Below are 13,073 nucleotides of genomic sequence, written 5' to 3'. Positions count from 1 at the left end.
ACGGATGACCTGCTGCACGCGGTCGAGAACGGCGTCTCTTGGATCACGCTCGACCGGCCCGAGGCGATGAACGCGGTCACCTGGGACCAGCGCGAGCGGATCATCGCGCTGCTCGGGGAGGCGTCCGCCGACCCGGCCGTACGGGCGGTGGTGGTGACGGCCACCGGTCGGGCCTTCTGCGCGGGCGCGGACCTGCGGGGCGGGCCGCCTTCGGGCGAACGTGTGGCGGGGGACGTGGCGCGGACGATCCGGCAGGGCGCGCAGCGCTTCGTCGGGGCCGTACTGGACTGCGAGAAACCGGTGATCGCGGCGGTGAACGGGACGGCGGCCGGGATCGGGGCGCATCTGGCGTTCGCGTGCGACCTGGTCCTGGCGGCCGAGTCGGCGAAGTTCATCGAGGTGTTCGTGCGCCGGGGGCTGGTGCCGGACGGCGGCGGTGCGTATCTGCTCCCCCGGCTGATCGGGCCGCAACGGGCGAAGGAGCTGATGTTCTTCGGCGACGCGGTCTCGGCTCGGGAGGCCCGGGAGCTGGGCCTGGTGAACCGGGTCGTGCCGACGGCGGAGCTGGAGAAGACCGCGCGGGAGTGGGCGGAGCGCCTGGCCCAGGGCCCGACGCGGGCGCTGGCGCTCACCAAGCAGCTGGTGAACGCCTCGCTCGACGTGGACCGCTCCACGGCCTTCGCGGCGGAGGCGGCGGCCCAGGAGATCAACATGACGACCCGGGACGCGAACGACGGTGTGCGGAGCTTCGTGGAACGCCGGACGCCTCGGTACGAGGGGCGCTGAAGCAGGCACGGGGCTTCTCATCTGACGATCCGTCAGCTTCAATGGGGGGTGTGATGGGACACGCTGGGATGGCGGCCACCGCCGTCCGATACCTCAGGTCGGCCGGATCACCGACGGCCGTCGAAGCGCATCCACGACCGCTGCTGCGGGCGGTACGGGAGGACGAGCGGCTGCCCGTCGACCCGGCCGAGTTCCGGCGCGTCCTTGGACACTTCGCGAGCGGGGTCACCGTCGTGACGGCCCTCGGTCCGGACGGACCGACCGGGTTCGCCTGCCAGTCCTTCGCCTCACTCTCCCTGGAGCCGCCCCTGGTGGCCTTCATGGTCGCCCGCACGTCGACGACCTGGCCCCGGCTCGCCCGGGCCGGCGTCTTCTGCGTCAACATCCTGGGCGCGGACCAGCGGGACCTCTGCCTGGGGTTCGCGAAGAGCGGCGCGGACAAGTTCGCGGGGGTGCCGTACGACGCCGCCCCGGCGACCGGCTCACCCCGCCTGACCGGCGCCCCGGCCTGGATCGACTGCACGATCGCCCAGGTCCACACGGGCGGCGACCACTTGATCGTGGTCGGCCGGGTGGAGGCCCTGGGCACCCCGACCGAGGACGACGGCGAACCGCTGCTCTTCCACCGGGGCCGGTTCGGCCGCTTCGGCGGCTAGGGGGCCGGCGGCCAGGGGGGGCCGGCCGCCAGGAGACTGGCGGATCAGGGGGTCCGGCGGATCAGGGTCGGGGCCACGGCGCCTGACACGACGCCTCGCTGCGGCGCCTGACACGACGTCTGGCACGACGCCTGACTGCGGGCGCCTGGCACGGTGCCTCGCACCACGCCTCGCCACGGCCCTGGCACCACGCCTCGCCGCCGTACCGAAGCGCCCAGGGGGCCGTCAGGCCGTCATCCCCGGCGGCACGGACGCGTTCCGGCCGCGGATGACCAGGGACATCAGGGCCGCCGCCGCGCACAGGGCGCCCGAGGCGTACCAGACCACGTCGTACGAGCCGAAGACGTCCCGCGCCACTCCGCCCGCGAAGGCGACGGCCGCCGCGCCCACCTGGTGGGAGGCGAGCACCCAGCCGAAGACGATCGCGCTGTCCTCTCCGTAGTGCTCGCGGCACAGGGCGATCGTCGGCGGAACCGTGGCCACCCAGTCCAGGCCGTAGAAGACGATGAAGAAGATCATCGGCGGGTGGACGGAGGGCGCGAGGAGCATCGGGAGGAAGAGCAGGGACACACCGCGCAGGGCGTAGTAGACCGCCAGCAGGCGCCGCGCCTCGAAGCGGTCCGTGAACCAGCCCGAGGCGATCGTGCCGACGACGTCGAAGACACCGATCACGGCGAGGAGCGAGGCCGCCGCGGTGATCGGCATGCCGTGGTCGTGGGCGGCGGGCACGAAGTGGGTCTTGACCAGCCCGTTCGTCGAGGCGCCGCAGATCGCGAAGGTGCCGGCCAGGAGCCAGAAGGGGGCCGTCCTGGCCGCCTTGAGGAGCACGGTCACGGCCCGGCGGGCCGCGCCGGTGACCGGGGCGGGCTTCGATACGAACTCACCGCCGTACGGGGTGAGGCCCACGTCCGCCGGGTGGTCGCGCAGCAGCAGCCAGACGAAGGGGACGACCGCGAGCGCGGAGAGCGCGACGGTGACCGCGGCCGGTCGCCAGCCCTCGTTCTCGACCAGCCAGGACAGCAGGGGCAGGAAGACCAGCTGGCCCGAGGCGCCGGCCGCCGTGAGGATGCCGGTGACGAGCCCGCGCCGGGCCACGAACCACCGGTTCGTCACCGTCGCCGCGAACGCCAGAGCCATCGAACCGCTGCCGAGGCCGACGAGGACGCCCCAGTACAGGACGAGTTGCCAGGAGGCGGTCATCCACACCGTCAGCAGCGAGCCGAGCGCGATGACGCTCAGCGCGAAGGCGACGACCCGGCGGATGCCGAACCGGTCCATCAGAGCGGCGGCGAACGGCGCCGTCAGGCCGTAGAGCGCGAGGTTCACGGAGACCGCGAAGCCGATCGTCCCGCGTGACCAGTCGAACTCGCCGTGCAGCGGTTCGATCAGCAGACCGGGCAGTGAGGCGAAGGCCGCGGCGCCGATGATCGTGACGAAGGTGACGACCGCGACGAACCAGGCGCGATGGACACGGGGCTTACGGGAGGAGACGGGCGACGCGGGGGTCTCGGTTGTCTGGGTCACGTCACTCAGCTTCGTGGCCGGGAGTCGCCCCCACCATTGGCCCGAATGACAGCTTTCGCAAGGATCGGGACATCAGCCCGGCGCGGGGCGGCCCGACCGGCCCACCACCCGGAGAAGCGGCGCCCCGACCGGGCCGGGAATGCGCTCCCGAGCGGCAGACTTGTAGGTGGTGCGCCGAGGAGTGACGCTCCGCCTGCCTGCCGGCCTCGGCGAGTGATCTGGATCACAAAGGATGCTCTCGTGCCTCACCGTATCGCCGTCCTCGCCCTGCCCGGCCTGCTCCCCTTCGAGCTGGGCATCGCCCACCGGATCTTCGGCCGCGCCAAGGACGCCGAGGGCAGGCCGCTGTACGAGATCGCGACCTGCGCCCCGGCCGCGGGCCCGGTCCGGACGGACGCGGACTTCGCGATCCACGTGGAGCACGGCCCGGAGGCGCTCGCCGCGGCGGACACGGTCGTCGTCCCCGCCTCGTACGAACTGGGCCCCGTCTACGACGAGGGCCGGCTGACCGACGAGCTGGCGGCGGCGCTCGGGCACATCCGGCCCGGGACGCGGCTCGTGTCCATCTGTACGGGCGGATACGTGCTGGCCGCCGCCGGCTACCTCGACGGGCGGCCGGCCACCACGCACTGGGCCTCCGCCGCGCACTTCCAGCGGCTCTTCCCGAGGGTGCGGGTCGACGCGGACGTGCTCTTCGTCGACGACGGGGACGTGCTGACCTCGGCGGGCGTCGCCGCCGGGATCGACCTGTGCCTGCACATCGTGCGCCGGGACCACGGGAGCGCCGTCGCCAACGACGTGGCCCGCAGGACCGTCGTACCGCCGCACCGGCACGGCGGGCAGGCCCAGTACATCGAGCGGCCGCTCCCGGAGACGGGGACGGCGACCACGACGACGGCGCGGGCCTGGGCGCTCGCCCATCTGCACGAGCCGATCCAGCTGCGGGACCTGGCGGTACGGGAGTCGATGAGCGTCCGGACGTTCACCCGCCGCTTCCGGGCGGAGGTCGGCATCAGCCCCGGCCAGTGGCTGACCCAGCAGCGGGTGGAACGGGCCCGCCACCTCCTGGAGTCCACGGACCTGGCGGTCGACCAGGTGGCCCGGGACGCGGGCTTCGGCACACCACAGTCCCTGCGCTCGCACCTCCAGGCGGCGATCGGCGTGACCCCGTCGACGTACCGCCGCACGTTCCGGCCGGGGGCGGGACGGTAGGGGACCGGGGGCCGCCCCGGGCGGGTGACGCCGAACTGCCGTTCGTGGGCGACGTGGGCGTGAACAGTCGATGCACCGTGGCAGAGGCTGGCTAGAAGGTCAGTACGCCCCGCGCGACCCTGCCCTGTTCCGCGTCCTGCGCCGCCTTGGCGAACTCCTCCACCGGATACGTGGCGGTGACGAGTTCGTCGAGGAGGAGACGGCCCTCGCGGTACAGCTCCGCGTAGAGCGCGATGTCCTTCTGCGGGCGCGAGGAGCCGTAGCGGCAGCCGAGGATCGACTTGTCGAGGAACATCGTGGCGGGCGGGAAGCTCGCCTCCGCGGTGGGGGCGGTCATGCCGAGGAGGACGGCCTGGCCGTGGCGGTCGAGGAGGTCGATCGCCGTGCGGACGAGTCCGGTGTGGCCGACGCACTCGAAGACGTGGTCGGCGCCGGTGGGCAGGACGTCCCGGACGGTCTCCGCCGAGTCGAGGAAGTGCGTGGCGCCGAAGCGGCGGGCGACCTCCTCCTTGGCCGGGTTGGTGTCGACGGCGACGATCGTGAGCGCCCCGGCGATCCGGGCGCCCTGGATGACGTTGAGCCCGATGCCGCCGGTGCCGATCACGACGACGGTCTCGCCGCGGTCGACCTTGGCTCTGTTGAGCACGGCGCCGACACCGGTGAGGACGCCACAGCCCATGAGGGCGGCGGAGGTGAGGGGGATGTCCTCGGGGATCTTCACGGCCTGCACGGCCTTGACGACGGTCCGCTCGGCGAAGGAGGAGTTGGCGGCGAACTGGAAGAGGGGCAGGCCCGTGCTGCCTCGCGTGAAGGGCTGCCGGGGCATGCCGATGGCCTTGCGGCACATGGTGGGGCGGCCGCGGTCGCAGTCGGCGCAGGCGCCGCAGTTGGCGAGCGTGGAGAGGGCGACGTGGTCGCCTTCCGCGACATGGGTGACGCCGGGGCCGACGGCCTCGACGACGCCGGCGCCTTCGTGGCCGAGGACTACGGGGGCGGGGAAGGGGATGGTGCCGTCGAGGACGGCGAGATCGCTGTGACAGAGCCCGGCGGCGCGGACGCCGACGAGGACTTCGCCGGGCCCGGGGTCGCGTACCACCAGGTCGTCGACGACCTGGACGTGCTTGCCGTCGTAGACGACGCCTCTCATGTGCGTGCTCCTTGTGGTCGGCGGTGCGTTGGGGGCGACCGTGGGGCTCTTGTGCCCCGGGGGCCCTGGAGGGTGGACGTGGGGGCTCTTGTGCCCGGCGCCCTGGAGGGTGGACGTGGCGCGTGATGCGGGGCGCTCGGAGCGAGCGGACGCCGTCCGGCAGGGGCGCCGTCCCGCGTGCTCCCCCGACTCCGTCCCGCGTGCACCCCGGACCGCCGTCCCGTGTGCCCCCGGACTCCGTCCGGGGACCCCCACCGCCCCGGCGGGACCACGGCCCTCACGGAGGGGGCGGGGCGGGGATCCGGACGGTTGCCCGGACGGAGAGGGCCGGCGCGCCCCTACTGGTTGGGGCGGGCGCCTGCTGATGCCGCCTTGGCCATGTCCTCCAGCCGGGTCAGCAGCGGCATCGGGTCCACGCCCACCGTTCCCGGCAGGAAGTCCGCGATGCGTTCCGGGGTCCACGGGCCCCCCTCCGCGTACCCCGCCCGCAGTTCCCTCGGCTGGGCCCAGACCGCGATCTTGGGGCCCGCGATCGTGTAGACCTGGCCGGTGATCCTCTCCTCGCGGGCCCGCTCCGAGAGCAGGTAGACGACCAGCGCCGCCACGTCCTCCGGCTCTCCGATCTCCTTCAGCTCCATCGGCACGTTCGCCGACATCCGCGTCCTCGCCACCGGCGCCACCGCGTTCGCCGTGACCCCGTACTTGTGCAGGCCCAGCGCCGCCGACCGGACCAGCGAGATGATCCCGCCCTTGGCCGCCGAGTAGTTCGCCTGCGCCACCGACCCCTGGTGATTCCCGCTCGTGAAACCGATCAGGGTCCCGGTGCCCTGCTTGCGCATCACCGCCGACGCCGCCCGGAAGACCGTGAACGTCCCCTTCAGGTGGGTCGCGACGACCGGGTCCCACTCCTCCTCGGCCATGTTGAAGAGCATCCGCTCGCGCAGGATGCCCGCCACGCACACGACCCCGTCGATCCGCCCGTACTCCGCGAGGGCGACGTCGACGATCCGCTGTCCACCCGCCATCGTCGAGATGTCGTCGGCGACGGCGACGGCCGAACCGCCTGCCGCCTCGATCTCCTTCACCACCGACAGCGCGACCTCCGACGTCGGCTCCCCGCCCTCGATGGAGACCCCGTAGTCGTTGACGACGACCTTCGCCCCCTCCGCCGCGCACGCGAGAGCCACCGCGCGCCCGATTCCGCGCCCCGCGCCCGTCACCGCCACGACCTTGCCTGCCAAGAAGTTCCCCACGCCCGGCCCCTTCCCGCATTTTCTGACGGTCCGTTAGATTCGTTCGTCGACAGGATTCTACGGTCCGTCAGATACAGGAAAACAAGACCCTGGAGGCCCCGATGTCAGTTCCCTCGCAGCTCCCCGTCGAGTTCCACGACATCGCCAAGCGCGTCAACAACTGGGGACGTTGGGGCCGGGACGACGAGATCGGCACCCTCAACCTGATCACCGACGACGTCGTACGGAGCGCCGTCGCGACCGTCCGCTCCGGCCATCGCGTCCCCCTCGCCCTCGACCTCACCCAGGACGGCGTGCAGACCGGCATGATCCCGGGCCGGGTCAATCCGCTCCACGTCATGGTCCAGATCAACCAGGAGCTCTTCGGCCCCGGCACGGTCGCCACCAGCGACGACGCGGTGACCCTGGGCCTCCAGGCGGCCACCCACTGGGACGCCCTCACCCACGCCTCGCACTCCGGCAAGATCTACAACGGCCGCCCCGCCTCCACCATCACCCCGCACGGCCGCTCCGAGTTCAGCGGCATCCACACCGCCCGCCACGTCGTCAGCCGTGGCGTCCTGCTCGACGTGGCCGCCGCCAAGGGTGTCGACCGACTGCCCGGCGACCACGCCGTCACCCCCGAAGACCTCGACGAGGCCGCCGAATTCGGCCGCGTCACCGTCCGGGCCGGCGACGTCGTCCTCGTCCGGACGGGACAGATACGGCAGTACCTCGCCGGGGACAAGCACGCCTACGCGTTCCCCTCCCCCGGCCTCTCCCTCCGCACGCCCGAGTGGTTCCACGCCCGCGACGTCGCCGCCGTCGCCAACGACACGCTCACCTTCGAGATCTTCCCGCCCGAGATCGAGAACCTCTGGCTGCCGGTGCACGCGCTCGATCTCGTCGAGATGGGCATGCTCCAGGGGCAGAACTGGAATCTGGAAGGCCTGTCCACAGCCTGTGCACTGCGCGAGCAGTACGCGTTCCTGCTCTCCGCGATGCCGGAGCCCTTCGTGGGCGGTACGGGCACACCGGTGGCCCCGGTGGCGATTCTCTGAACCGCAGAAGGAATGACGCGGGCGGCAGCGCACTCGCGCGCGCCCCGAGCACGGCGAGCACAACGCACCCCGAGCACAACGCACCCCGAGCGCAACGCACCCCGAGCACGGCGAGCACAACGAATGGGGTCCCCCGCGCGCGGCGAGCGCTGCGGGGAGCCGCCACCCCGGACACGACCCGCACTCGTCGAGGGCGGCATGGCGCCCTCGCCGTCCCCTCACGTCGGACCGCTCACCCCAGGGTGAACAAAACGGCACGAACCGTCAACAGTGCACCGAGGCGGTCGGGGTGGCCGCGGAAGCCTGGGGGGCCTTCGACACGCCCCGGTCCACCTCGCACCAGATGCTCTTGCCGGCGCCCTCGCGCTGCCATCCCCACCGGTCGGCCAGGCCGTCCACCAGCTCCAGGCCGCGCCCGTTGGTGTCCTCGCCCTGCGCACGGCGCGGCATCGGCGGCCGGTCGCTGGAGTCGGCGACCTCCACCCGCACCGTCCCGGCCCCCGCACAGCCCGCGCCGAACAGCATCCGCAGAACGGCCGGACAGCCCGTGTGGACCACCGCGTTGGTCACGAGTTCCGAAATGAGCAGCACCAGCGTCTCGGCCAGCGGCTCGTCATCCTCTATGCCCGATCCGGCGAGCCTCGAACGCGCCCAACGCCGGGCGCGTCCCACCTCCGCCGGGTCCGGCCCGACCTCCAACTGAACCTGAAGCACCTGCACCGTTCACACCATCCGAACCGGCGGACACATCGCCTCGCGCCTCACAGCCATCGACGCCCTCACGGAACGTGATTCCCTTGTGAGACAGCATGGTTGACGTACAGTCACCGCAACAAGCGCTTCGGGCATATTCCAGCGCGAAGGAGTACGCATGGTCCATACTGTGCGACGCGCGCTGCGGGGAGTCGAACAGGAGGGCGCCCAGCGCCTCCGCGGGATACGAGCGGCACGCATCGGCCGGTCCGGGGCCGCCGTTTCGGCGACACCGGGACGATCCGGGCCCACAACCACTCGCATCCCACGGAGAGTACCGGAGCGGGACCCCGACTCCGGGCCGTGACGGCCCGCCCGAAGGACACAACCCGATATCGACGCTCCGTGAGCGCCCACCCACGCCGCGCCTACAGGGCAAGCGCCTCCACCTCCTCCGCCCGGGCCCTCGTGAGGCCGCGCTCGGCCCGCACCCAGGCCCGTTTGAGGTGGAGATGCACGTCCGCCTCCCAGGTGAAGCCCATGCCGCCGTGCACCTGGAGGCAGTCCCGCGCGCAGTCGACGGCCGCCTCGTCGGCGAGCAGCTTGGCCCCGGCGATCTCGATCGGATCGGCGGTGACAGCGGCGGCGTAGACCGCGGCCCGGGCGACCTCCGTCCGCACCAGCATCCGCGCGCACAGATGCTTCACGGCCTGGAACGCCCCGACGGCCTGGCCGAACTGCACGCGCGTCCGCGCGTAGGACACGGCCGCCTCGGTGGTACGCGAGGCACTCCCGACCTGCTCGGCGGCGCTGAGGAGCGCGACCTGCGGCCAGGACACGGGACGGCGCCCTCGCGGGCGTGGTCCAGCCTCAGCCCCCGCACCCACCGGCCCCGGCACGCGATGCAGAGGCGTCAGCGGATCCACCGACCGAACGGAGACCGCCCCCGTCGCGTCACCGAGCACCACGTCCGCCTCGTCCAGCCACTCCACCAGCGCCCCGTCGGCCGCCGTCACCACCACCTCCCCCTCCGCGGCCCCGTCCACCACCCCCGCTGCCAGGTGAGTCGCCACCAACGGCCCCGGCAGCAGCGCCCGCCCCGCCTCCTCGAAGGCGAGCACCGCCTCCGGCAGTCCGAGGCCGACGCCCCCCTCCGCCTCCGGCAGCCGGAGCGCGAAGAACCCTGCCGCGCCCAGCTCCCGCCAGAGCGCCCGGTCGAGCGCCCCGCCCGCGTCCACCGCGGCCCGCATCGCCTCCCGGCCGAAGCGGCCCGCGAGCAGCTCCCGTACCCCCGCCTTCAGGGCCTTCTGATCATCAGTCAGCCGGAAGTCCACGAGACCACCACCCTCCCTCACCGCCCCTTCGGCAGGCCGAGTATCCGCTCGGCGACGATGTTCGACTGGATCTGCGACGTACCGGCCGCGATCGTGTACGACAGCGAGGAGAGCCGGTCCAGGTTCCACTCGCGCCCGAGGTCGAGCGCGTCGGGCCCGAGGACGGCGGCGGCCGCGTCGTACAGCTCCTGCCGGGCGTGCGAGTACCGCAGCTTGAAGACCGAGCCGCCGGCTCCCGGCACTCCGCCCGACGCCTCCGCCTCGCTGACGTTCCATTGGGTCAGGCGCCACAGCGCCCGGAACTCGGCGCTCAGCCGCCCGAGCCGCCGCCGCACCCCCGGGTCGTCCCAGGTGCCGTTCTTCCGGGCCGCCCGCGCGAGTTCGCCCAGCACGCGACGGCACGCGACGACCTCGCCGACGAACGCCGTACCACGCTCGAAGGAGAGGGTCACCATCGTCACGCGCCAGCCGTCGTTCTCCTCCCCGACCCGGTTGGCGACCGGCACCCGCACCTCGTCGAGGAACATCTCGGCGAACTCCGTCGACCCCGCGAGCGTCCGCAGCGGCCGTACGGTGATCCCGGGCGCGTCCATGGGCATCGCGAGCCAGCTGATCCCCCGGTGCTTCGAGGGCGCGCCCGGGTCCGTCCGTACGAGCAGCTCGCACCAGTCGGCGACCTCCGCGTGCGAGGTCCATGTCTTGGAGCCGGAGACCACGTACGCGTCCCCGTCCCGCACCGCCCGCGTCCGCAGCCCGGCCAGGTCGGATCCGGCGTCGGGCTCGCTGAACCCCTGGCACCAGACCTCGTCGCCGCGCAGCACGGGCGGCAGCCAGCGCTCCCGCTGTTCGGGCGTCCCCTCGGCGGCGATCGTCGGTCCCGCGTGCAGCAGTCCGACGAAGTTCGCGCCGACGTACGGGGCTCCGGCGCGCTCGGTCTCCTCCAGGAAGATCAGCCGCTGGGTCGGGGAGGCGTCCCAGTGCACGTCCGCGTACCCGGCGTCGTACAGCCGCCTCTGCCAGCCGCAGTCGTACGCCCGCCGTCCCGGCCAGTCCAGCGGATCGGGCTTCGGCGGCAGCGTCGGCAGGACCCGTGCGAGCCATTCCCGCAGCCGGGCCCGGAACTCCTCCTGGGCCGCGCCGTCCGCGAGGTCCATCAGACGATGCCCAGGTCCAGCATGCGGATGGCGTTGCCGCGCATCAGCTTGTAGACCGTCTCGTCGTCGAGCCCCTTGACGTGGTCGAGGGCGACTTCCCTGGTGTGCGGGAACGTGGAGTCGACGTGCGGGTAGTCGGTCTCGAAGGTGGCGTTGTCGCGGCCGACGACGTCGAGCGAGGCGATGCCGTGCTTGTCGCGGAAGAAGCAGCAGAAGATCTGCCGGTAGTAGTACGTGGACGGGGGTTCGGGGATGAGGTCGCGGACGCCGCCCCAGGCGCGGTGCTCCTCCCACACGTCGTCGGCGCGCTCCAGGGCGTACGGGATCCAGCCCATCTGGCCCTCGCTGTAGGCGAGCTTGAGCCGGGGGAACTTGACCAGCACGCCGCTGAAGAGGAAGTCCATCATCGAGGCCATGGCGTTGTTGAAGCTGAGGGAGGCCTGGACGGCGGGCGGGGCGTCGGGGGAGGCGGCGGGCATCTGGCTGCTGGAGCCGATGTGCATGTTGACGACGGTCCCGGTCTCCTGGCAGGCGGCGAAGAACGGGTCCCAGTGGCCGGAGTGGATCGACGGGAGCCCCAGATGGGTCGGGATCTCCGAGAAGGTGACCGCCTTGACACCGCGGGCCGCGTTCCGCCGGATCTCGGCGACGGCGAGATCGATGTCCCAGAGCGGGATGATGCAGAGCGGGATGAGCCGGCCGCCGCTGTCGCCGCACCACTCCTCGACCATCCAGTCGTTGTAGGCGCGGACGCAGGCGAGGGCGACCTCCTTGTCCTTGGCCTCGGCGAAGGTCTGGCCGCAGAAGCGCGGGAAGGTCGGGAAGCAGAGGCTGGCCTCGACGTGGTTGAGGTCCATGTCCCGCAGCCGCTCGACCGGGTCCCAGCAGCCGCGGCGCATCTCCTCGCGGGTGATGCCCTCCAGGGTCATCTCGTCGCGGTCGAAGCCGACGGCGGCGATGTTGCGCTTGTACGGGAACCTGAGGTCCTCGTAGATCCACCAGTCGGTCGGCGGCCCGTCCGGGTCCATCGTGATCTGGTACTTGCCGCCGACGTACGCGAGCTCCCCGATCCCGGCGGTCAGCGGCTGCGGCCCGCGGTCGCGGTACCTGGCCGGCAGCCAGGTCCTGAAGAGGTGGGCCGGTTCGATCACATGGTCGTCGACGCTGATGATCCGTGGAAGTTCCGTCATGAGACCCTCTCCCGTTCCCGCATTTTTCTGATGACCCGTCAGATTCCGGTCGGTCTCAGGCTAGCCCCCACCCCCTGGACCGACAAGCGGCGGACCTCTACGCTCTCCAGGCAATCTGACTGGGCGTCAGTTATGGACGGAGAGGGGATCGCCGTGACCGACACCGCACACACCCTGGGCACCTCCCGCACCCTCTGGGAGCTCGTCGAGCGGCGCGCCGCCCTCACGCCCGACCGGCCCGTCCTCCTCCAGGGGGACCGCGTCCTGACCTTCGGCGAGCTGCGCGAACGCGCCGAGCGGTGCGCCGCCGGGCTCTACGGGAGGGGGGTGCGGCCGGGCACCGTCGTGGCCTGGCAGCTGCCCACCCGGATCGAGACCGCGGTCCTCTCCTTCGCGCTCGCCCGCATCGGCGCCGTACAGTCCCCGGTCATCCCCTTCTACCGGGACCGCGAGGTCGGCTTCGCACTGCGCGAGTCGAAGGCCGAGTTCTTCGCCGTGCCGGGCGTGTGGCGCGGCTTCGACCACACGGAGATGGCCCGCCGGCTCGGCGCACGCGGGGTCTTCGAGGCGTACGACTCCCTGCCCGACGGGGACCCGGACGTCCTGCCGCCCCCGCCGGCCGACGGGACCGACGTGCGGTGGATCTACTGGACCTCCGGCACGACCTCCGACCCGAAGGGCGTGCTGCACACCGACCGCTCACTCATCGCGGGCGGCTCCTGCCTCGCCCACGCGCTGCACCTGAGCGCGGACGACATCGGCTCGATGGCCTTCCCGTACGCGCACATCGCCGGGCCCGACTACACGGTGATGCTCCTCCTGTACGGATTCCCCGCGGTGATGTTCGAACAGTTCGCGCTGCCCGAGGCGCTGACGGAGTACCGCAGGCACGGGGTGACCGTGGCGGGCGGATCCACCGCCTTCTACTCGATGTTCCTCGCCGAGCAGCGGAAGCAGCCCGGCCGGAAGCTGATACCGAGCCTGCGGCTGCTCGCGGGCGGCGGGGCGCCCAAGCCGCCGGAGATCTACCACGCCGTCGTACGGGAGATGGGCTGCCGGCTCACCCACGGATACGGCATGACCG

The 13,073-nt window shown here is 72.2% G+C and carries 12 protein-coding genes; 5 read left to right on the top strand and 7 right to left on the bottom strand.

The window, feature by feature from the left end; all coding sequences use genetic code 11:
• Positions 1-66: 66 nt before the first annotated feature.
• Positions 67-786, top strand: coding sequence for an enoyl-CoA hydratase/isomerase family protein (locus ACFUJR_RS28510; RefSeq protein WP_383167624.1), 720 nt, complete (start codon positions 67-69; stop codon positions 784-786).
• A 53-nt stretch (positions 787-839) separates the two neighbouring features.
• Positions 840-1,442: a flavin reductase family protein gene (locus ACFUJR_RS28505; protein ID WP_383450856.1), complete on the top strand. Its 603-nt coding sequence runs from the start codon at positions 840-842 to the stop codon at positions 1,440-1,442.
• A 225-nt stretch (positions 1,443-1,667) separates the two neighbouring features.
• Here the strand turns inward: ACFUJR_RS28505 and ACFUJR_RS28500 are convergent, their stop codons facing one another.
• Positions 1,668-2,966, bottom strand: coding sequence for an MFS transporter (locus ACFUJR_RS28500; RefSeq protein ID WP_383167569.1), 1,299 nt, complete (start codon positions 2,964-2,966; stop codon positions 1,668-1,670).
• Between the two features lie 240 nt (positions 2,967-3,206).
• Here ACFUJR_RS28500 and ACFUJR_RS28495 point away from each other — a divergent pair, with 240 nt between their 5' ends.
• Complete coding sequence (locus ACFUJR_RS28495) at positions 3,207-4,178, top strand: GlxA family transcriptional regulator (protein ID WP_383167566.1); 972 nt, start codon at positions 3,207-3,209, stop codon at positions 4,176-4,178.
• Between the two features lie 91 nt (positions 4,179-4,269).
• Here ACFUJR_RS28495 and ACFUJR_RS28490 read toward each other — a convergent pair whose 3' ends face one another.
• Positions 4,270-5,325, bottom strand: coding sequence for a Zn-dependent alcohol dehydrogenase (locus tag ACFUJR_RS28490; protein WP_383167563.1), 1,056 nt, complete (start codon positions 5,323-5,325; stop codon positions 4,270-4,272).
• 338 nt (positions 5,326-5,663) lie between these two features.
• Complete coding sequence (locus tag ACFUJR_RS28485) at positions 5,664-6,578, bottom strand: SDR family NAD(P)-dependent oxidoreductase (RefSeq protein WP_383167560.1); 915 nt, start codon at positions 6,576-6,578, stop codon at positions 5,664-5,666.
• A gap of 101 nt (positions 6,579-6,679) precedes the next feature.
• Between ACFUJR_RS28485 and ACFUJR_RS28480 the strand changes: the two genes are divergently transcribed.
• Positions 6,680-7,618: a cyclase family protein gene (locus ACFUJR_RS28480; RefSeq protein WP_383167557.1), complete on the top strand. Its 939-nt coding sequence runs from the start codon at positions 6,680-6,682 to the stop codon at positions 7,616-7,618.
• A gap of 264 nt (positions 7,619-7,882) precedes the next feature.
• Here the strand turns inward: ACFUJR_RS28480 and ACFUJR_RS28475 are convergent, their stop codons facing one another.
• The 4 genes from ACFUJR_RS28475 to ACFUJR_RS28460 all read right to left on the bottom strand — a co-directional run bounded on the left by ACFUJR_RS28475 (position 7,883) and on the right by ACFUJR_RS28460 (position 11,989).
• The gene (locus tag ACFUJR_RS28475) at positions 7,883-8,338 is read right to left on the bottom strand and encodes an ATP-binding protein (RefSeq protein ID WP_383167554.1); all 456 of its coding nucleotides are present in this window, start codon (positions 8,336-8,338) and stop codon (positions 7,883-7,885) included.
• A gap of 401 nt (positions 8,339-8,739) precedes the next feature.
• Positions 8,740-9,645: an acyl-CoA dehydrogenase family protein gene (locus tag ACFUJR_RS28470; RefSeq protein WP_383167551.1), complete on the bottom strand. Its 906-nt coding sequence runs from the start codon at positions 9,643-9,645 to the stop codon at positions 8,740-8,742.
• Positions 9,646-9,662: 17 nt separating this feature from the next.
• Positions 9,663-10,799 (bottom strand): acyl-CoA dehydrogenase family protein, encoded by a 1,137-nt coding sequence (locus ACFUJR_RS28465; protein ID WP_383167548.1) that lies wholly within the window; start codon positions 10,797-10,799, stop codon positions 9,663-9,665.
• Entirely contained in the window at positions 10,799-11,989 is a 1,191-nt protein-coding gene (locus ACFUJR_RS28460) for an amidohydrolase family protein (RefSeq protein WP_383167545.1), read from the bottom strand. The genes ACFUJR_RS28465 and ACFUJR_RS28460 overlap by 1 nt, the downstream gene beginning before the upstream one ends.
• 153 nt (positions 11,990-12,142) lie before the next feature.
• Between ACFUJR_RS28460 and ACFUJR_RS28455 the strand changes: the two genes are divergently transcribed.
• Positions 12,143-13,073, top strand: a 931-nt coding sequence (locus ACFUJR_RS28455) for an AMP-binding protein (RefSeq protein ID WP_383450853.1), incomplete at its 3' end; no start/stop codon positions are given.

This window comes from Streptomyces sp. NPDC057271 (genome assembly GCF_042668715.1).
Taxonomy (GTDB): Bacteria; Actinomycetota; Actinomycetes; order Streptomycetales; family Streptomycetaceae; genus Streptomyces.
The sequence above is the reverse complement of the archived record's forward strand: the minus strand, read 5'-3'. Positions and strand labels throughout refer to the sequence as shown.